Here is a 19,323-nt window from a genome sequence, read left to right as displayed (position 1 = left end):
CATCAATGCGCTGATTCCTCAGTAGAAATATCGTTCAACACGCCAATAACTTTATCTGGAATCGTGTATCTTTGATTCATATAGCGTAGTGCAGCGGCGAGCTCGCCGTCTGCTCCTCCGTATTGCTCACTCAAATAACGCGCCATCCGGACATCACATTTACCCACCCGTACCGGATATTGCAGTTTTTTTTCGTATATCCACATTCGGGAACTTCCCTCCTCTAGAAAAATAGTTCCTTACGGTTATACTCCTCTTACACCTGCCAAGGCCAAGGGGGTTGATTCCATTCCCATGGACATTTAGAATAAGCGCGGCCAAAATTCTGCAGCGGACCATATAACTCCTGAAAATGATTCGCTAGCTTGGTTCGTTCCAGCGTAAGCTGATTAAATTGTTCAATACTTCTCAGATCGTCAGGATGCGTATTTAGATATAAGTTCAACTCCACTAAGGCAAAATCAAGGGTCTGCAACTGTTCAAGCAATTCATAATAACGTTGGTCGCAAGGATTTGCCTCCATAGTCTATTTTCCTCCTCCTTTGCACTTGGATTCATACGGACTAAATAGTGCTGGCCAGAGCGTTCCATACTTCAGAGCCTCCTGCAAACTAAACTGTGGCAAATCGGGTGGCTGAAAGGTGATAAATTGATTGGGTGGAACTACATACGTCTTGAACGGCACCGGTGGGCAAGGATCAAACGGGCCCCTAAAGGGGGTATACCTCCGCAGCTGTGATTCCATCTTTTTTGTACCTCCTTTGTTCCTGTTCCTTCTTTAAAGACTCTGAACATTACTCCCTTAGCTAACTTATGACAGCAGGACACAATATAAAACGTTATTTACAAAAAAAGCCCATTAGCAATTTTTTTGAGCAATGTGCACGACAAATAAGCTGTCTCCGGAAAAGTACCGGAAACAGCTTATAACTTGAGTCTTTTAGTATTCAGCTTAGGGGTTCGCTCTTTTGAACGAATCTTCGTGGGTAATCTCAAGGATATCCAACATAAATACAAAGATAGGAATACCAAGAATAAGTCCCCAGACACCTATATAATGCTCAGAGAACAACAACACGCTAAAGGTGAAGAACATCGGCAAATTCATTTTTGTGGACATCAGCTTAGGATTCAAGAAATAGCCTTCGATAAAATGCAACACCGCAATAATCGCCAGCACATAAGTAACTGTTATCAGACCGCCGATGTTGTAACCAATTATTAAAAGCGGAATGAGCGAAATCAAAAAACCAACCACCGGAATGAGACTGAGCAAAAAAATCAAAATCGCCAGGGCAAATAAATACGGGAAGTTAAGCAGCCACAAGCCAATAACAGTAAGACAGGTATTGAACATGGCAATGAGAATTTGCGCTTCTATTACTTTCCCAAAGGAAACGATGAATTTTCGGCTGAAATACTCCAGATCTATATAAAACCAGGCAATCCTGCTCTCTCTCATCCTAGAAGTGAAACTGACGACCCGGTTCTTCTCCAGAATAAACACAAAGCTTAAAATGGTTGATAGAACGAAAGTTGCACCCCAGTTGCTAACCTGCAGCACATAATCGATGCCTCTTTTGATATAGGACTGATAGTTAAGGTCCCTGAGCATATCATACAAATATAATGTAATCTTGTTCTGCGGAAGATCCTCTGACTTGAGATTGGTGAGGAAGATCGCCAATTGCTTAATCTGCTCCAATACTTTAGGAAGATATTTTACAAGGGCCAGTACAATCAATGCGATTAAAGCAAGGTATAGAATGACAATAATCACCTTACTGTTAACCTTCATGAATTTACCAATTCGTTTACTGAGCACAATCTGAAAGCTGTTCATGACAAAAGCAATCAGAAACGTCAGCAGCACCAGATTAAGCATCCCACGAACCATGTACAGCAGCAACCCGATAAGTGCGAGAATAAAAAAGCGTCTGGTAGTCCTATTCGCGTAGAATCGCTTGAATACATTCATTGATCTTGCTCCATTCAATTGCGATTAATAATGTTAAACTTCAATGGCTATAAAAAGGAAAACTTAGCCCCCACAAAAAAGCCGATAGAAACAAAAAGGAGTGACCAGGTTAGCGCTCCTGCAGTCGTTATAAGTATATATTTTTTGAAAGACATAGCACTGATTCCAGAGATATAGCTCGATACATGCCTCAGACCTGGAATAAAATAAGCAATGAAAATCGCCCAGTTTCCGAACCGCAAAAACCATCTTTTCATACTGGCAAAACGCTTGGGTGTAAGGCCAACCCACTTGCCGAATTTTGCTACCACAGGCTGCCCTAGCCTTAGACCAATAGTATAGCTGATAAGCATTCCTGTGATGGATCCCATGAAACAAACCAATACAGAAAGTGAAAAATCCAAAACCATAACGGAGGATAAATAGCCTACAAACAGCATTAACACCTCATCAGGCACAGGAAGTCCGATAATCCCAAGTGCCATAAGGCCAAATATGGCTAAATATCCGTACTGTGAAATAAACTCTATAATCCAAGGCATGGGTGTATCACTTCCTGTTGAAGGATTTTTTAAGGGACGGAAATGGGATACGGCTGATCATCATTACGGACAGCAATGCCATTAATCCGATGACCAGTCCTGGTTTCATACGTTCATCTAGTAAAGAAATCATCGACAGAATGACTCCAGCAGCAGTAATCGGCATCCCCACGAACCCTTTGGAAGGCGCCGACAGATTAAATCTGGCCAAACGAAGTGCGCCACAGATCAAAAAGAAAACTGCAGCTGCAGGTCCAATCCAGTGGGCATCTTCTAACCTATACAACAAGATAAGGAAGGTAGGCGCTAAACCAAATGATATAATATCCGCCAATGAGTCCAATTGTTTACCGAATTCACTAGTACATTGCAATATTCTTGCCAGTAATCCATCCAGTACATCGCATATTGCCGCGAGCAAAATCATTAATAAAGCTAGGCTATATCGTTCTTGAATCGTAAAATACAAGGACAGTGATCCTAGTCCCAAGTTTCCTAGTGTGCACGTTGAAGGCAACCAGTTCAATTTCATACAATCTCACCCCTTTCATAGCAGTATTTCTGTTGATCCGATTTAACCTACAAAGGTCACAGTAAAGCTGACACCGTTCTCCGTATTTTTCACTGTATAAAGACAAGCGTGCATATCTAGTATTCGCTTCGCAATGGAAAGCCCCAGACCCGTACCGCCTGTCATTCGACTGCGGGATGGCTCCAACCGATAGAACCGCTCCCAGATCTGCTCCAGCTGATCTTCAGGGATTGATTCTCCTATATTTTGAATAGTGAATACAATAGTCTGGGCATGACTCTCAATATTGACGGTGATAGAACTTCTTTCTTCCGCATGCCTGATAGCATTGGTCATAAAATTTAGCATAACTTGTTCGATCCAGTTCACATCCGCATAGACCGGTAATTCATTTGCAGGAATAATGATGACTTCCAAATGTTTTTCACTCAGCAAGTGGACCAGCTTGTCCGTCACCTTTTCCGTCAGTTCACTTAACATAAAGGAAGTTTTCCGAAGTTTAATCGTGCCCGACTCCAACCGCGCTAGATCTAGCATATTTTTAACAAGAAACTCCATTTTATCGGCTTCCTCAATAATTACCTTAATGTAGTGATCCTGCTTGCCGGCGCTAACGCCATCTTCCAAGCCTTCAGCAAAACCTTTGATAATACTGAGTGGTGTCTTCAATTCATGGGAGGCGTTGGCAAAAAAGTCCTGCTGCATGATCTCCATTCTTTGTTTCTGCTCCATATCCTCAACTAGCTGCTGATTGGCCTCTCTTAACTCTCGTAAAGCAGAATCCAGACTTAGTGATAAGGTGAACATGCTGTTAGAAAGGCTGCCTAACTCATCCTTCTGCCGAATCGATGTGTCCCCTGTAAAATCCAGAGAAACCATACGTTTGGCTATTTTATTTAATTTAATTAGCGGACGCGTTACCATTTTCGAGAAAAAGAGAGAAAGCACCAGAATCAGGACAAAACCACCCATTCCCAGATATAAAAAGAACCAACGCAACGCATCGTTCGAATCCTTAACTTCCTGTAATGAAGTGACTGTGAATAGTAATTCAATTTCTCCGTTACTTTGCTTCAGGGGCAGAATAACCACAGAATTGCGACTCCCACTCCAGGGAGCAATCCAGTCTTGTTTCTGTATTTTCAAATTTTTGAAGTCTTCTGCCTGCGCCGATGTCAAAGGAAACCATTCCTCTAGAGCCTCAAACAGTATTCCCTGGCGTGGATTCCATATTTTCAAATCAGGCAGTACAACTTCTGCAACAGTACCAGATGCATGAATCGTCCCAGTCTCTCCCGTCTCCCCTATTGTTCCGCCCCCTTTTTTTGTAATACTTATGGGGTAGAGTATAACGGGTGAAGCACTGTCTTCGTCCAAAAGTTCGCCTTCCACGCTCAACTGATCATCTACTTTAATGTTTGCTGCTCTTAGTGAATCTCCGTACTGATTCATGAATAGGGATAAAGAAACAACCATACTCTTCCCGTCATCATCGATTAGCTTTATATGAAATGGATCTTCTGAATTCATCTTTCCATCCAGCTTCAAAATAACCATTTGTGTTTTATTCCGCAGCATAAACCGGACAAGCTCCTGAGAGGTTCGAGTGCTTCCCCATGGCTCACTTATATATCTTGCCGCAAAGCTCTTAAGGTGTTTCTCCACGCGGTGCTCTTTTTGCTTCTGATAGAAATTGTCAAACAACAGCAATTGGCTTAGAATCACCATGCCATAGAAGCAAAGGAAAAAGATAACGGTCATCACAAACAGTTTAAAAGTAATTCCCCGTCTTCTCATGCCTCTTCCTCGAACATGTATCCTGTGCCAATTACCGTACGAATAAAACGTGATTCATAACCCAATTTACTTCGCAGCTTTTTAATATGACTGTCCACAACTCTGGAATCTCCTTCAAATTCAATTCCCCAGATCCGACTGAGGATCGTATCCCTTGAAATGACAATCCCTTTATTTCGTATTAAAAGCCATAAAAGATCATATTCCTTAGGAGTAAGCTCCACTTCCGCATCTTCTACCTCCAACCGATGAGCTAAGGTATTAAACATCGCGGAACCAAATTTTATTATGCCAGATTCAGGCTGATGGGTGCCTTCAACCCGCTTCATGAGTGCATTTGCCCGGGCTACCAGCACCTTTGGACTAAATGGTTTTGTAACATAATCATCGGCTCCTAATTCAAATCCATAGATTTTGTCGTCATCTGTAGACTTGGCGGTTAACAAAATGATGGGTACCGCTGATTTCTCACGAACTTCACGGCACACTTCAAAGCCATTCATAGCAGGCATCATGATATCCAGAATCAGCAGATCCGGCAACAGTGAATCAAACCAAACCAATGCATCTCTTCCATTATCCGCTTCAAGTACTTCCCAATCATTCTGTAAGAAATAATCAGATACCAGTTCACGAATACGAATTTCATCCTCAACGAGAAGAAGTTTCTTTTTCAATCTAGACCCCGCTTTCAAACAATTTATAAACATTAGCATAGACGAGCGTTATGTCCTTTATGTGTCCACAAAAAACTCCCCCTGTCGTGAGCCATAAAGCTCTTACAGGAGGAGTTCATTATATCCCTGATCAACCGGAACAATACGTTACAATCTTTAATAGGTTATTCTTTATCCTCGTCCAATTTTGATGAGGTTTCTTCATCCGCAACACGGGGTTCCCGGTGGATATTAATTCTAGTGATACGCAATCTTGTCGATTCCTCGACTTCAAAAATAACATCTTCAACTTTGACACGTTTTCCTTTGGTTGGATTACCCTCCAGCTCCTTAAACAACCAGCCGCCGATGGAATCCACCTCATCATCTTCAATCACAACACCCGTAAGATCGTTGACATCCTCAATCAGCATCCGGCCCTCAACAGAGATATACTCCCCGTTATGTTCCACACTTGGACGCTCATCTTCGAACTCGTCATGCAGATCTCCTACGATTTCTTCCAGAATCTCTTCTGCTGTCAGCAAACCTGCTGTGCCGCCATATTCATCGACAACCAACGTTAGCTGCGCCTTATTCTTCTGCATAAAACGAAGAGTATGACTGATCTCCATCGATTCCGGAACGTTAAGGATAGGCCGAACCAGAGTTGTAAGATCATTCTGCTGCTCCGGTGGAGCAAACAACAGGTCGGTAATATGAATAAAACCGATAATACGGTCCTTATCTTCCAGAGCAACCGGATAACGTGAATGTCTCGTTTCGGTAATAATCTTCATATTTTCTTCTAACGAAAGATTGCTGTAAAGCACATCCATATCTGTACGAGGCAGCATGACTTCACGTGCAAGCAGATCTGAGAATTCAAAGATATTATCCATTAGTTTCATTTCATCTTTGTCAATGACGCCACTCTTGGCGCTCTGATTCATCAAAATACGTATTTCCTCTTCCGAGTGTGCTGCTTCACTTTCATTTGCAGGCTCCACACCAACTAACCGAAGCAACGCGTTGGCTGAAGCGTTCAGCACCCAGATAAAAGGCATGAACACATTATAGAAGAACATCAGGGGTGCAGATAACAACAGTGCCGAACCTTCTGTTCTTTGAATCGCGAGCGATTTAGGAGCAAGCTCCCCAAGTACAATATGTAAAAATGTAATGATCGAAAATCCAATAATCACAGATACAGTAGAAATCAGGGTATGATCGGTGATCCCCATCTGGTACATTAAAGGTTCGACCAACAGCTCAGAAATCGCGGGCTCTCCAACCCAACCTAAGCCCAGCGATGCAAGTGTTATCCCAAACTGAGTGGCGGATAAATAGGAGTCCAGTCTCTTATTTACTTTCAGAGCATATCCAGCCATTTTATTACCTTCACTGACAAGTTGGGTCAGGCGGGACTGCCTGACCTTAACTAATGAAAATTCCGCTGCTACAAAAATACCGTTCAATAATACGAGCACCAGAACCAGCAAAAGATTAAGCAATAATCTCCCTACTTCAAATTCCGTATGCACCACTTAACAACGCCTCATTTCTACAGATTGATCGCTTTTCTAGTTTTGAAGTCAACTTCCGGATAATACATATCCGCCACTAACAGATTAGGTCCGCAGCAGCCTGCTGCATCGCAGTGGCAGTTCACCTTTTGGTTCAGCGGGTGTTTAGTCTGCCAATCGATAAATATATCATCCAGCTTTTGGTTCTCGATGTTGCCAAAGGCTGCGATATCAGCGAAATCTGTAACAAAAACATCGCCCGTAAACATGTTTACGTTCACTCGATTCCGGCCATCCGGATCATTGCGAAGGGTAACATTCTTCTCGGCGCGCATTCTGCTTATCAGCTTCTGGTCTTCTTCCAGGAAGCTGCAAGCAAAAAACGGAAGGGTCCCAAACAGCATCCAAATCTCCAGATCACGGGTATCCAGTAGTTTATGGATTGCCGTCCGCATTTCATTCAAGGACAACACTGGCAACGCCGAAGCAAAACTGGAGTTGTACATAGGATGTACCTCATGCCGTTTGGCGCCCATGTCGAGAATCAACTTATGAATTTCAGGCAGCTTAGTATGTGTACGGTAATTAATCATAGTTTCCGCAGAAATTAGCATACCATCCTCACTTAGCCGTCGAGAATTCTCAATCATTGCATTATATAACCGATATGCACTTTCCTTTGAAACAGCATGCCCGCTGTTGGCAAAACCAACTTCATGAAAATCGTCTCCGTTCACATAATTAAAAGAAATATGCATAACGTCCAAATACGGAAGCAGCTTTTCATATCGAGCATACGGCATCGTCAGATTAGAATTAATTTGCGATCTAATCCCCCGCTCTTTGGCATACTTTAAGAGCGGCACTATGATATTATCCACCGTTCCGGCCAAAAACATAGGCTCTCCGCCGGTAATACTAATAGTCTCCAGATGCTCTACTTCATCTAAACGGTCCAACATATTTTTAAGCGGCAGCATATCCCCTTCTCTAGAGGTTAAACTATCACCTACCGCACAGTGTTCACACCGCATATTACATAAATTGGTTACTGTAAATTCCACACTCGTTAGCACATGGCGTCCATGCTTGCGTAAAGAAGTAATGGGATCCCATGGATCGTAGCTTGGCGACAGCTCCTTCGGTGAAGATGTTAATGGTCTTAAAACATTCATTTGTACTAGCTCCTTTAAATCTTATTCCTATTATTAACCCATAATCATGAAGATTGAACGGTGTCTTATCCTATATCATACCACGTTAGTCAGAAAAACTGCACTTCGGATGTCTTTCGGACTGTCCTCACAAGCTTTCTCACTGTAAAAAATAATAGCAGCGAGACGAAGAAGAGGCTTCCGCGAGTTATGCGGACAAGCCTATTCTTCTCTCTTCGCTGCTATGATAAATATTTTGGCGTTCCCACAGAATCGCCTTGATCTGCGACGTCAACGATAACAACGGAGAGGGCTTTTCCTAGATCCCTTTCGAACGGTACGACTTTCTCTCCTTCAGGCCCTGTAAGCACACGTACGATCGGTCTGTGAGGCGTACTTGGATCTATTTTGACAACAACTCCACTTTCACCCGTACTGAGCTTCACCGTAAGACCAAGTGGATAGATAGCCACACGATCTCTAAATAACTCTAGCTGCTTCTGCTCATACAATGTACCGGAACCTACATAAAGCGCCTCAACGGCTTGATGTGGCAGCATAGCCTTTTTGTAGACCCGGTTGGAGGTCATGGCATCGTAGGAATCAGCCACGCCCAACCATTTGGCATATTCATGAATTTGAGGTCCTTTTAATCCCCGCGGATATCCGGATCCGTCAATGCGTTCATGATGCTGAAGCGCACAATGAGCCGCGAGCAGCGGGATATTCGGTTCTTCCTTGAGAATCTGATACCCGATCTCGGTGTGTGCCTGCATATGCCGAAATTCATCTTCACTGAGCTTGCCGGGTTTTTGAATGATTTTTATCGGGACTTGGGTCTTGCCAATATCATGCAGCAGCGCACCCAGACCAATCACTCGAAGCTCCTCTTTGCTGTACCCATGCGCAATGCCAAGCACCAAAGTGTACAAGCAGACGTTCAGGGAATGGACGTACAAGTAGTTATCAGCAGTGTGCATATCAAGCAGCATGATCATCGGATCTTCTTGTAAAGACAAATCATCCAGGATGCTATCCATGATTTTTGAGAATTTTTTATCCAGATGGTAGAATCCCTTACTTATTCCTGAAGCGCCTGTCATTTGCTGAAACTGATTACGAATCACCTTCAGTGCCTGATTGCGCGTCTCATCTTGAAGCATACCTATAATCTCAACATCGTCCGTGACAGAGTCCTCTATGTAAATATAACCGATGTCAATTCTTGCAAGCCTCTTGATCAACGCATCAGTAAGCTCCACCCCATCCGCGAGGAGAGTTAGACCTTCATCATTATATATTTTTTTACCTAATTTCATGCCTGCTTGAAGCTGATTCACGGATACTAAACGCACTTAGCTCACTCCTGCCTTTAACGGTAAAATGCTATTCTGTTTTGAAATCCTTGGGTCACACGCTTTGTCTATACCGTTTATGTAGAGATCAGACAGGTGCACCATGAAGAACATCGGGTGTGTCTAGGTCTTTGCCTATGGGCATTAACGCATAATAAACAACCAGAATATAGCAGCAAGAATAAATCTGTAGATCGCGAAATGCGTCAATCTAATCTTTTGAATCAATTTCATAAACAAAATGACCACTACATAAGCCACTACAAAAGAAATCAGAAATCCAATTACAAAATAGCCAATCGTCTCACTAGTGAAGTTCTTATAAGAATCCAACAGTTCATATCCGGAAGCCGCACACATAATAGGAATGGCTATAAGGAAGGAGAAATCCGCAGAAGCTTTATAACTAACTCCACTTAACATCCCTCCGGAGATCGTAGATCCCGAACGAGAAAATCCTGGCCACAGCACTGAAATAATCTGATACATCCCGATAGCCAGCGCCTGTCCGTAAGAAAGATCGTCTAGCTCATGCGCTGTAACTCTAATTTTGCGTCTATTTACCCATTCTGCGATAATCATTAGAATCCCTCCGGCGACAAGCGCCCAAAGAACAGTCGTGGCCCCAAAGAGACTTTTTATAAAATCGCGGGCAAAAAATGCCACAGCTAGTGCTGGGGCAATCCCAAGTATTACATGGATTAAGTTCAAACGAGACGCCGGCATCACACCGCCTCTTCCTGAGTTCTTACGCCCAATGCCCAGCAAATTAAGCACACGCTCGCGGTAAACAAGCGCAATCGCCAATATTGCCCCTAGCTGAATAACGATTTCATAAGTCTTCATAATCGAATCCTGCTCATCAAAGCCCAGAAGCTTCGAGGTCAAAATCATGTGTCCTGTAGAAGAAACAGGAATAAATTCAGTGATCCCTTCGACAATTGCTAAAATAATAGCTGTAATCGTGTCCATAATTTCCTCCTATTTTTTTGGGAATCTAGCACTGTCTAAATGGAATCAAAAAGTAAATCTTGTAAGCTGCAGGTTTACTCAGACTTGATCTGCCAGCGAGTGAGCATGCATTCATCAAGACTGTCCGGGCGCTGCAATTCCATCCCAAGCAGGTCGCGTAAAAAATGAGGCAGCAAAAATAAAGGATCCTTCCCATTGGCGATCGTCTCATAGCCTGCACGGAAAGTAAACATGTCCAGCGTACCAACATTATACTCTTTATCATCCTCCAGCGGATTTCCTTCGACAAAAACTGCAATATTGTTATCATACGGTATCTGCTGCGGATCGTACAAGATTTTTATCCCATCTACTGCTAAGCTGCCCAGATAATTCCCGCGAAAGCCATACCCAAAAATCACCTTATTATAAAATTCTTCCGTAAGACTCTGCTCCAAAGCTATGCGAATATCTAGGCCTTTCAGCTTGATTACGCATGTATTAATGGGAGAAGGACATAGGGCGTGCAGCATTCCCGTTGTAACCTCCCCTTCAGGCAAAGGTCCTAGAAGCTGACCTGTGTTAACTATCGACAAACTGGCGCCTGTAAATCTACGTACAGCTTGGGCTAAAAGATTGCCAAAAGGGGATTCTCCCTGCAAATTCAAAGGAAGCTCACGATCTGTGATCACAACGGTCTGCTGAAGAGCCTCACGACCACGCTCCAAATGAATAGTAGCGGCAGGACCTACAACCTCTTCCTTCAGTTCTGGGTCAATCGGAATACATTCACCTGCCACCAGACTGAATCCAGTTTGTCCCTCTCTCCGCTCAAATTGAAGCCGCCCGAGGTAACGCCCGAATTTCCCCGCTCCACATACAGCTGTTCCGTTAATCATGAGCGGCTCTTCCAGCATATGATGCGTATGTCCACCAAGAATAGCATGCACACCTTCCAGCCGCTCTGCCAGAATTCGATCTGCGGGAAGCCCCAAATGAGAAAGGATGATTAGAATATCCACCTGGGGAGCTAAAAGAAGGCATTGTTCCCGAAGGGTTGTCTCGGGATCCAGGGCATCCCAGCCCAGCAAGGAATAGAACGAACTAAATGCCGCTGTCGCTCCAGTTATTCCTATTCTGATTCCATCCTTCTCCAAGATGGCATGACGCTTCATCCAGTGGGGAGGTTCCCCTGTTGCAGTCTCCACAAAATTACAGCATACCACTGGGCACTGTAACCCGGAGAAAATAGAGGATAACATCTCCTGTGAGAATGTTAACCCCTCATTATTACCGATGGTTACAGTATCATATCCTGTTAAGTTAAGTACATCGATGTTAGCCTGACCCATAGTTCCTTCTGTCTCGACGGCTGCACGATCCATATGATCGCCAATATCCAGCAACAGCACAGGCTCTTCCCCCGCTGCAGCTCTTTGTCTCTCGATTTCTGCTGCCAATGGACTCACCATTTCGAAATGGCTATGTATATCATTGGTATGAAGTATGGTCAGTCTTTGCGGCACATGCCCCATTAGCAACATTCCTCCTACCTGTTGAGCCGCTCTTAAATGAAGCAGCCGATGCATGATCTTATAGAGCCTAGCATAACATTTTCAGGCTCATTATGGTATATTGTAGACATTACAACATATTTCAGAGGTGAATAAGTATGCATATCACAATCCGTCTGTTCGCGGGTTTGGCTGAGATTATCGGCTCATCTTCTCTGACCTTTCATGCGACAGAGAATCCCTTAACCGCTGGGAAGTTAAAAGAACTCCTTTCAACCTCTTATCCGGATGCAGCATCCCTAATTGGAACTTCTTTGGTCGCCATTGACCGGGAATATGCACCTGATGAAGCCCTCATCACCGAGTCTGCCGAAGTTGCATTAATCCCTCCCGTTTCCGGTGGAGAGAATGGTTCTTTATATGAGAGCACTTCTGACGGCCTCTATAGCATAACGGATCTGCCTTTAAATGCTGAGAAGCTTCTGGATGCCGTCCTCGACGCCAATCATGGAGCATCCCTGTTATTTGTAGGAACTACACGCGAAATGACCGGAGAACAACGTACAACAGCCTTAGACTATGAAGCCTATATTCCTATGGCCTTAAGCAAGCTGAAAGAAATTGGTGACGAGGTGCAGAATCGCTGGAATGCACGCTGCGCGATTTCCCACCGCATTGGGCTTGTAGGCCTGAAGGAAGCAAGCGTTATCATTGCCGTCTCTACCCCTCATCGCGATACCTGTTACGAGGCTAGTCGTCTGGCCATTGAACTGCTGAAACAGACCGTCCCTATCTGGAAAAAAGACATCAATGAATCAGGCCAGCACTGGGTAGGCTCTGAACAAAAGGCTGCCGATTCCCTCCACAATTAATCTTCACTCCTTTTTCATTGAAAAATCTGCACTTTGTTGATATTCTGGATAAAATCGGATAAAAGGTGGCATAGGCATTGAGAGTACACGTCTCGGATCTAAAACCTGGTAATCACCTCAACTCAGACGCTTATAGTTCAAGAGGTCTGCATGTATTACCAAAGGGATCGCTGCTCCAGATAGATGATATCGCCAAGCTGATGCAGCATGGAGTTGATTATGTTGATATCCGGACGTTAGTGGAAGAACCTGCCCCATTAAGCAGACCTTCAATTATTCAGACGGTGACCACTAGTTTTGATACCATGATTGACGGCTTTGAGAATCTTTATATGGAAGCACTATTAAAAGGAAGCTTTAACCAATCCGTGGTTAACGACATTCTTCAGCCTTCGCTTCAATCGTTGGACAAGCAAAAGGATGTAGTCTCCCTGCTGCTTCTGCTCGATCGCGAAGATAATTATACCTACAATCACTCTTTGCAGGTAGGTATGCTCTCTTATTATATTGCAATCTGGCTTGGGTATTCCAAACAAGAATGCTATGAGATTGGACGAGCTGGATATTTAATTGATATTGGAAAATGTAGAATCTCACCTGCACTATTAAATAAGCCTGGGAAATTAACCGCGGAAGAATTCGAAGAAGTTAAACTACATACTAAGTACGGCTACGAAATTATCCGCAATTCTATGGATGACTCACATACAGCCTTGGCAGCCTTGCAGCATCATGAACGTGAGGACGGCTCTGGCTATCCTAATAAGCTAACCAAATCCGATATTCATCCTTATGCGCAAATTGCTGCTGTAGCTGACATCTATAGTGCGATGACTTCTAAACGCGTCTATCAGTCCAAGCAAGAGCTTATTTCTGTCCTACGTGAACTAAATGACCTCAGCTTTGGTAAGCTGAACGGCAGAACGGTTCAAGCCTTTATACAGCATTTAATGCCTAACTTTATCGGCAAGCGAGTATTACTGAACACGGGGGATACAGGTGTGATTATCATGAACAACCCGGTTGATATTTTCCGTCCGCTGGTAAAGATCGATGGATTATTTGTCGATCTAGCCCGCGAACGTAACGTTACGATTGTGGAAATCTACATGGACTAGGGCGTTTCTTGAGGTCCTGCGTTGCTTAGCAAAAGGTTCAGAGCTGCTGTTTGTACACTAAATCCCCCGGTTTGACTACGGGGGATTTTTTTGTTGTACTTTGTGCAACAAAATTCATGTCTACCAGGCTGACTTCTGATTTAGTTGTACTTTGTGCAACAGTATCCACGTCTAACGAGCTGAATTGTGATTTAGTTGTACTTTTGCAACTAAATCCACGTCTAGCGAGCCGATTTCTGATTTAGTTGTACTTTGTGCAACTAAATCCACGTCTAACGAGCTGAATTGTGATTTAGTTGTACTTTTGCAACTAAATCCACGTCTAGCGAGCCGATTTCTGATTTAGTTGTACTTTGTGCAACTAAATCCACGTCTAGCGAGCCGATTTCTGATTTAGTTGTACTTTGTGCAACTAGAATTAAGGAAAATGCCCTTAATAAGCACATTTCTCGAAAATAGCTGCACAAAGTGCAATTAACAGTATTTTTATAACGAGAATGGCGGTTACTATTGTACAAACTGCAACTAAACGATTCGTTTCCTGATTACTCCTAAACTTCCCTCGATTTTCACCTCTACTTGTTTCCTTCTGACTTCGAAGATAGTTCCTCCTACCCTCAACATAGTAAGGCCCCTCAATTTAATTATCTGACGTAACGTTTAAATTTCTCTTCTCATGGCGAGACTAATATGTGGTTTTAAATTGCTGTAGGAGGAAAAAAGCATGCTTCCTGTCCATGAACGCCTTGCCGAGTTGTTCACCCTGAGCCGTAGACGGCAGCTTACTGCTGCTGAGGAAACGGAACAACAGCAGTGCCTGCAAATAAACGCTACCTACTGCTATGAGATGGCCCGATTGCAAAATGAAATCCAATTAGCGGAACAGACAGCTGATCTACAATGGCATCAAGATATTTGTGCACAAATGTTTGAGCTGCGTGTGACGGGCAGGGTATCCAAACGTCCTAAGTAACTGAATAGAAATCTAACCCTGCTGTATTATGTTCTGCTGTTCTTGCATTCTTACGTTCTGCTGTTCTTCCATTCTGCCGTTCTGCTGTTCTGCTGTTCTGCTGTTCTTCCATTCTTCCATTCTTCCATTCTTCCATTCTTCCATTCTTCCATTCTACCGTTCTGCCGTTCTGCTGTTCTTGCATTCTTACGTTCTGCTGTTCTGCCGTTCTGCTGTTCTTGCATTCTTACGTTCTGCTGTTCTGCCGTTCTTCCAATCTTCCGTTTTGCCCTTCTTCCGTTCTTCCGTTCTGCCGTTCTTCGGTTACCTTGTCCCGTAATACCTCTGCCATATTCCACTCTACTCTGATCCACCAAGCCCCGGCCACATTAATCACTATATCCCTATAAAAAACAGCCCACCCCGCATTTGCCTAAGCAACGGGAATGAGCTGTTGTTCTGTTCTGTTCTGTTCTGTCGGTCTATAGGAAGCGGAATTGCGCTTCGATCAGACCGTTGTATACCCCATCACGGGATGTCAACTCATGATGGTTTCCTTCTTCTTTTATCTCTCCGTGATCGAGGACGACTATTTTATCCGCATGGCGGATGGTAGAAAGTCTGTGCGCTACGATAAAGGAGGTTCGGCCTTGAAGCAGGATTTTGAGTGCCTCCTGGATCTTCAGCTCTGTCTCCGTATCAATGCTGGCAGTTGCCTCATCCAGGATTAGAATACGCGGATTTGCCAAGAGCGCCCGGGCGAAGGAGAGAAGCTGACGTTGTCCCATCGACAACGCGCTGCCGCGCTCTTCCACCTCTGTCTCATACCCACCGGGCAGCTTCATGATGAAGTCGTGGGCATCCACGGCTTTTGCAGCATTTTCCACTTCTTCATCTGTAGCCTCCAGACGGCCAAAACGGATATTATCCCGAATCGTTCCCGAGAAAATAAAGGTATCTTGCAGCACGATTCCGATCTGCCTTCGCAGGCTGTCTAACGTAACCCCGCGGATATCTTCACCGTCTATCGTGATTCGGCCGCTTTTGATATCATAAAACCGGCCAATCAGGTTAATGATCGTACTTTTACCAGAACCTGTATGACCTACGAGCGCGATCGACTGTCCTGCTTTTACATCCAGATCAATACCTTTTAATGCAGCCCGGCCTTTTTCATATTCAAAAATGACCTTCTCAAAGTTAATATCCCCACGAATCGTTCCCATTGGCTTAGCACCAGGATTATCTTGAACCGCAGGTTGCTCATCCAAATATTCAAAGATCCGTTCCGAGGAAGCCATTGCCACAAGCAGCTGATTGTACATCTGCCCAAGGCGATTAATCGGGTCCCAGAAGTTGCTGACATAAGAACTGAATGCTACCAGCATACCTACTGTGAGTTCTCCAGATTGGATCAGATAAGCCCCCAGCCAAAAGAGGATCATTGTTCCAAAACCACCTGTGACCTCAATAATCGGACCGAACGCCTGGTTCATCGCAGAGGCTTTGTTCCAGGATTTTTTGCTGTCGGTATTCATAACATCGAAATAATTCATATTTTCTTGTTCTTGGGTGTAGGCTTGTGTGACTCTGATTCCCTGAATCGATTCATTTAAATGAGAATTAATTCTGGAGTTCTTCATCCGCACATCCTGCCAAGCGATCCGAATCTTTTGGCGCAGCTTAGTTGAAACAAAGAACATAATCGGAACCGTAACCATTACTGCAAGACCTAGCTTCCAGTTGATCACTAGCAGAATAATGGTAATCCCCATAAGCTGCACGCAGTCGATCATCAGATTGACAACCCCGTTTGTGAACAAATCCTGCAAAGAGTTGATATCATTGGTTACCCGCACTAATACCGAACCTGCCGGACGTTTATCAAAGAAGTTAAAGGAGAGCTTCTGAATATGCTTGAACAAATCTGAGCGCAAATCATAAATCACTCTTTGGCCGATGATGTTCGTGTATTTAATCCGGTATACTCCCGCAATCCATTGAATCAGATATAAGACGATTACCCCTGCTGTAAGCGAATATAGCAGAGATAAGCTGGGATTCCCCACCTTTGGCGCAATCGCACGGTCAATGGCTAAACTTGTTAGGAACGGGACGGTCAACTTCGTGATAGTTCCCAGAATCATCATGATGGACACCAATGGAAGCATCTGCTTTGCATAAGGCTTCATGTACCCGAACAGTCTGGTGAATTGCTTCCAGTCAAAAGCCTTATCGATGACATCATCATCTTTATATACAAAACGTTCATCCAGCTCTTGCTGCTCGGCTGCTTTATTTTTTGCTCCCGTAGCGGTCATTGGTTTGGCTTCAAGTTTCATATGCCTCACTCCTCCCCTCTTCCGGTCGCTCTGGCCAGATAATCAGCATACTGTATCCGGTATACATCCTGATAAGGACCCGGCACTTCAATTAGCTCTTTATGGGTACCACGCTGCTGTACATGACCTTCGTTCATGACGATAATCTGATCCGCATGGCGCAAGGAGGAGATCCGATGGGCAATAATAAGTGTAGTGCGCCCCTTCATGACCTCTTGGAATCCGGCTTGAATCTCGTGCTCCGTCTCCATATCGACAGCGCTGGTCGCATCATCGAGGATAAGAATCCGCGGATTCTTAAGCAGGGCTCTAGCGATGGCAATCCGTTGCTTTTGTCCACCGGAAAGACCCATTCCGCGCTCACCCACCACAGTGTCATAACCATCTTCCATCTCCATGATGAAATCATGGGCTTTGGCAAGTTGTGCAGCTCGGATAATTTCTTCCATGCTTACATTTTTCAACCCATAGGAGATGTTGTTGCGAATTGAGGAGGAGAACAGGAAGGTCTCCTGAAAGACCGTCGCGATCTGTGAACGCAAGCTGCGAACATTGTATTCTCTGATGTCCATCCCATCCAGTGTGATGCTGCCTTCATTAACGTCATAAGCACGCATCATCAGCTGTGTAATGGTCGATTTACCAGAGCCCGTTCCTCCAAGGAACCCTATAACCGCACCAGATTTAGCCTCAAAATCAATGTCTGTAACCGCAGGCATTTTGTTTCCATAAGCAAATGTGACGTGATTAAACGCTACATCTCCCTTAACCTCGGAAGGTACCAGTTCACGGGCGTTCTCTTTATCCTTCACATCAATATTCTGATTAAGTACTTCCAATACACGTTCTCCCGATGCTTTGGACTGTGTATAGTTATTAATATGGAATCCAAGACCCCAAATCGGTCCAATGATGTACCAAATTAAGCTGAAAAAAGCAACCAGTTCGCCCAGTGACATTTTCCCCTTAATAACTAACGTTCCGCCTACTCCAAGCAGAATAGCTGCACTGATCGATGCTAAAAACTCCATCGCTGGAAAAAACTTACTCCAGAGCTCAGCAGCAAAAATCTGGTTATTCTTATAACGTTCGTTACGGTGCGAGAATTTCTCTACTTCATGAGCCTCTCTCGCAAACGATTTGACGGTGCGCACACCCGTGATATTCTCCTGTACAGCCGTAGTCAGAGAACTGAGCGCAAGGCGCATCTCTTGAAAGGCCGGGTGAATCTTAGACTCAAATTTTAGCGCAATAAACGCCAGGATTGGCATCGTAATCAAAGTTACTAGAGTAAGCTGCCAATTGAGTGAGAACATCATAATGGAACCAAAAATGACCATAAAAAAGACATTAAGCAACTGAGCAAAACCGAAACCGATAAAGTTACGAATCGCTTCCAAATCTCCGGTTAGTCGGGACATCAAATCCCCAGTTTTCGCGGTATCATAATAACGGAAAGATAGGAATTGCAGCTTCTCATAACAAGCATTACGCAGCCGGTATGCAAGAAAGTTACCTAGCCGTCCTCCAAAAAAACCATGTGCAAACTGCAGGCATGCTTTTACTATTACTACAGCTAACACGCTCAATGCGAGCACTGGCACCTCTGTAAACTTAAGTGGCACAATAACATCATCGATCAGCTTTCTTAACAAATTGGGGGTAATCAGCCCCACTGCAGTTGCAGCGGCCAAACATATAATCGAAAGAATCAGAAAATGCAGCTTCTCTCGATAATAACCGCGCAGTTGCCTGAGAACATCCATATCTCTCCTCCTTAAGGCTTACCTAGTAAGCGTTTTTTTGTATAAAGCAAATGTTACATCGTAAGCTAGCTTTTTTTAGCGCTTACAATTTAGTGACTTTATGCAGTGTATCATCCATAATTTAATGCGGCAAAGGGGAGAATTGCGCGTTTTTGCGGTTATTTCGGAAAAAAGCAGCATCTACATGATATAAAGGACCCTCGTTATCTTAAAATGCTCGTGTTTCCTCCTTAATCCTGATGAATGAAGAATCTACATGAATATTGTA

General features: G+C 43.9%; 18 protein-coding genes and 1 pseudogene. 3 read left to right on the top strand and 16 right to left on the bottom strand.

Annotation, left to right across the window (positions count from 1 at the left end; all coding sequences use genetic code 11):
- Positions 1-5 precede the first annotated feature (5 nt).
- The 13 genes and pseudogenes from NSS82_RS10140 to NSS82_RS10080 form a co-directional block, all read right to left on the bottom strand.
- Positions 6-206: pseudogene (locus NSS82_RS10140) on the bottom strand (manganese catalase family protein); the annotation flags it as partial.
- 50 nt (positions 207-256) lie between these two features.
- The gene (locus tag NSS82_RS10135) at positions 257-523 is read right to left on the bottom strand and encodes a spore coat protein CotJB (protein ID WP_036684069.1); all 267 of its coding nucleotides are present in this window, start codon (positions 521-523) and stop codon (positions 257-259) included.
- 3 nt (positions 524-526) lie between these two features.
- On the bottom strand, positions 527-745 hold the full coding sequence (locus tag NSS82_RS10130; RefSeq protein ID WP_036684070.1) for a spore coat associated protein CotJA: 219 nt from the start codon (positions 743-745) through the stop codon (positions 527-529).
- A 207-nt stretch (positions 746-952) separates the two neighbouring features.
- Entirely contained in the window at positions 953-1,978 is a 1,026-nt protein-coding gene (locus NSS82_RS10125) for an AI-2E family transporter (RefSeq protein WP_076224092.1), read from the bottom strand.
- A 47-nt stretch (positions 1,979-2,025) separates the two neighbouring features.
- Positions 2,026-2,520 (bottom strand): DedA family protein, encoded by a 495-nt coding sequence (locus NSS82_RS10120; RefSeq protein ID WP_076100017.1) that lies wholly within the window; start codon positions 2,518-2,520, stop codon positions 2,026-2,028.
- A 7-nt stretch (positions 2,521-2,527) separates the two neighbouring features.
- Entirely contained in the window at positions 2,528-3,052 is a 525-nt protein-coding gene (pssA, locus tag NSS82_RS10115) for a CDP-diacylglycerol--serine O-phosphatidyltransferase (protein WP_036684073.1), read from the bottom strand.
- Positions 3,053-3,094: 42 nt separating this feature from the next.
- Entirely contained in the window at positions 3,095-4,849 is a 1,755-nt protein-coding gene (locus tag NSS82_RS10110; RefSeq protein ID WP_076271956.1) for a sensor histidine kinase, read from the bottom strand.
- Entirely contained in the window at positions 4,846-5,526 is a 681-nt protein-coding gene (locus tag NSS82_RS10105) for a response regulator transcription factor (protein ID WP_076100020.1), read from the bottom strand. The genes NSS82_RS10110 and NSS82_RS10105 overlap by 4 nt, the downstream gene beginning before the upstream one ends.
- Before the next feature lie 164 nt (positions 5,527-5,690).
- A complete protein-coding gene (locus tag NSS82_RS10100; RefSeq protein WP_038574290.1) occupies positions 5,691-7,049 on the bottom strand; it encodes a hemolysin family protein in 1,359 nt (452 codons plus the stop codon).
- A 20-nt stretch (positions 7,050-7,069) separates the two neighbouring features.
- Entirely contained in the window at positions 7,070-8,206 is a 1,137-nt protein-coding gene (gene yfkAB / locus NSS82_RS10095; RefSeq protein WP_076271955.1) for a radical SAM/CxCxxxxC motif protein YfkAB, read from the bottom strand.
- 221 nt (positions 8,207-8,427) lie between these two features.
- The gene (locus NSS82_RS10090; RefSeq protein ID WP_036684079.1) at positions 8,428-9,540 is read right to left on the bottom strand and encodes an HD-GYP domain-containing protein; all 1,113 of its coding nucleotides are present in this window, start codon (positions 9,538-9,540) and stop codon (positions 8,428-8,430) included.
- Between the two features lie 144 nt (positions 9,541-9,684).
- On the bottom strand, positions 9,685-10,512 hold the full coding sequence (locus tag NSS82_RS10085; protein ID WP_036684081.1) for an undecaprenyl-diphosphate phosphatase: 828 nt from the start codon (positions 10,510-10,512) through the stop codon (positions 9,685-9,687).
- 74 nt (positions 10,513-10,586) lie between these two features.
- Positions 10,587-12,026: a bifunctional metallophosphatase/5'-nucleotidase gene (locus NSS82_RS10080; protein WP_076271954.1), complete on the bottom strand. Its 1,440-nt coding sequence runs from the start codon at positions 12,024-12,026 to the stop codon at positions 10,587-10,589.
- A gap of 137 nt (positions 12,027-12,163) precedes the next feature.
- Between NSS82_RS10080 and NSS82_RS10075 the strand changes: the two genes are divergently transcribed.
- The 3 genes from NSS82_RS10075 (at position 12,164) to NSS82_RS10065 (ending at position 14,968) form a co-directional block, all read left to right on the top strand.
- Entirely contained in the window at positions 12,164-12,877 is a 714-nt protein-coding gene (locus NSS82_RS10075) for a molybdenum cofactor biosynthesis protein (protein WP_038569590.1), read from the top strand.
- A gap of 77 nt (positions 12,878-12,954) precedes the next feature.
- Entirely contained in the window at positions 12,955-13,995 is a 1,041-nt protein-coding gene (locus NSS82_RS10070; protein WP_076271953.1) for an HD-GYP domain-containing protein, read from the top strand.
- 724 nt (positions 13,996-14,719) lie between these two features.
- Entirely contained in the window at positions 14,720-14,968 is a 249-nt protein-coding gene (locus NSS82_RS10065; protein WP_052096900.1) for a DUF7667 family protein, read from the top strand.
- Between the two features lie 50 nt (positions 14,969-15,018).
- Here the strand turns inward: NSS82_RS10065 and NSS82_RS10060 are convergent, their stop codons facing one another.
- The 3 genes from NSS82_RS10060 to NSS82_RS10050 all read right to left on the bottom strand — a co-directional run bounded on the left by NSS82_RS10060 (position 15,019) and on the right by NSS82_RS10050 (position 19,055).
- Positions 15,019-15,321, bottom strand: a complete 303-nt coding sequence (locus tag NSS82_RS10060) for a hypothetical protein (protein ID WP_341109744.1) — start codon at positions 15,319-15,321, stop codon at positions 15,019-15,021.
- A 108-nt stretch (positions 15,322-15,429) separates the two neighbouring features.
- Positions 15,430-17,268, bottom strand: a complete 1,839-nt coding sequence (locus NSS82_RS10055; protein ID WP_036684176.1) for an ABC transporter ATP-binding protein — start codon at positions 17,266-17,268, stop codon at positions 15,430-15,432.
- A 26-nt stretch (positions 17,269-17,294) separates the two neighbouring features.
- Positions 17,295-19,055, bottom strand: a complete 1,761-nt coding sequence (locus tag NSS82_RS10050) for an ABC transporter ATP-binding protein (RefSeq protein WP_036684103.1) — start codon at positions 19,053-19,055, stop codon at positions 17,295-17,297.
- Positions 19,056-19,323: the final 268 nt, after the last annotated feature.

Origin of the sequence: Paenibacillus sp. FSL H7-0735, assembly GCF_038008505.1 — a bacterium.
In the GTDB taxonomy this organism is placed as follows: domain Bacteria; phylum Bacillota; class Bacilli; order Paenibacillales; family Paenibacillaceae; genus Paenibacillus_AQ; species Paenibacillus_AQ odorifer.
The sequence above is the reverse complement of the archived record's forward strand: the minus strand, read 5'-3'. Positions and strand labels throughout refer to the sequence as shown.

Excerpts from the sequence above, each read along its gene's own strand:
- NSS82_RS10065 (WP_052096900.1), top strand. The coding sequence starts at position 14,720 with ATGCTTCCTGTCCATGAACGCCTTGCCGAGTTGTTCACCCTGAGCCGT.
- NSS82_RS10080 (WP_076271954.1), bottom strand. The coding sequence starts at position 12,026 with ATGGGGCATGTGCCGCAAAGACTGACCATACTTCATACCAATGATATA.
- NSS82_RS10135 (WP_036684069.1), bottom strand. The coding sequence starts at position 523 with ATGGAGGCAAATCCTTGCGACCAACGTTATTATGAATTGCTTGAACAG.
- NSS82_RS10125 (WP_076224092.1), bottom strand. The coding sequence starts at position 1,978 with ATGAATGTATTCAAGCGATTCTACGCGAATAGGACTACCAGACGCTTT.
- yfkAB (WP_076271955.1), bottom strand. The coding sequence starts at position 8,206 with ATGAATGTTTTAAGACCATTAACATCTTCACCGAAGGAGCTGTCGCCA.
- NSS82_RS10120 (WP_076100017.1), bottom strand. The coding sequence starts at position 2,520 with ATGCCTTGGATTATAGAGTTTATTTCACAGTACGGATATTTAGCCATA.
- NSS82_RS10050 (WP_036684103.1), bottom strand. The coding sequence starts at position 19,055 with ATGGATGTTCTCAGGCAACTGCGCGGTTATTATCGAGAGAAGCTGCAT.
- NSS82_RS10075 (WP_038569590.1), top strand. The coding sequence starts at position 12,164 with ATGCATATCACAATCCGTCTGTTCGCGGGTTTGGCTGAGATTATCGGC.
- NSS82_RS10130 (WP_036684070.1), bottom strand. The coding sequence starts at position 745 with ATGGAATCACAGCTGCGGAGGTATACCCCCTTTAGGGGCCCGTTTGAT.
- NSS82_RS10110 (WP_076271956.1), bottom strand. The coding sequence starts at position 4,849 with ATGAGAAGACGGGGAATTACTTTTAAACTGTTTGTGATGACCGTTATC.
- NSS82_RS10055 (WP_036684176.1), bottom strand. The coding sequence starts at position 17,268 with ATGACCGCTACGGGAGCAAAAAATAAAGCAGCCGAGCAGCAAGAGCTG.
- NSS82_RS10085 (WP_036684081.1), bottom strand. The coding sequence starts at position 10,512 with ATGGACACGATTACAGCTATTATTTTAGCAATTGTCGAAGGGATCACT.
- pssA (WP_036684073.1), bottom strand. The coding sequence starts at position 3,052 with ATGAAATTGAACTGGTTGCCTTCAACGTGCACACTAGGAAACTTGGGA.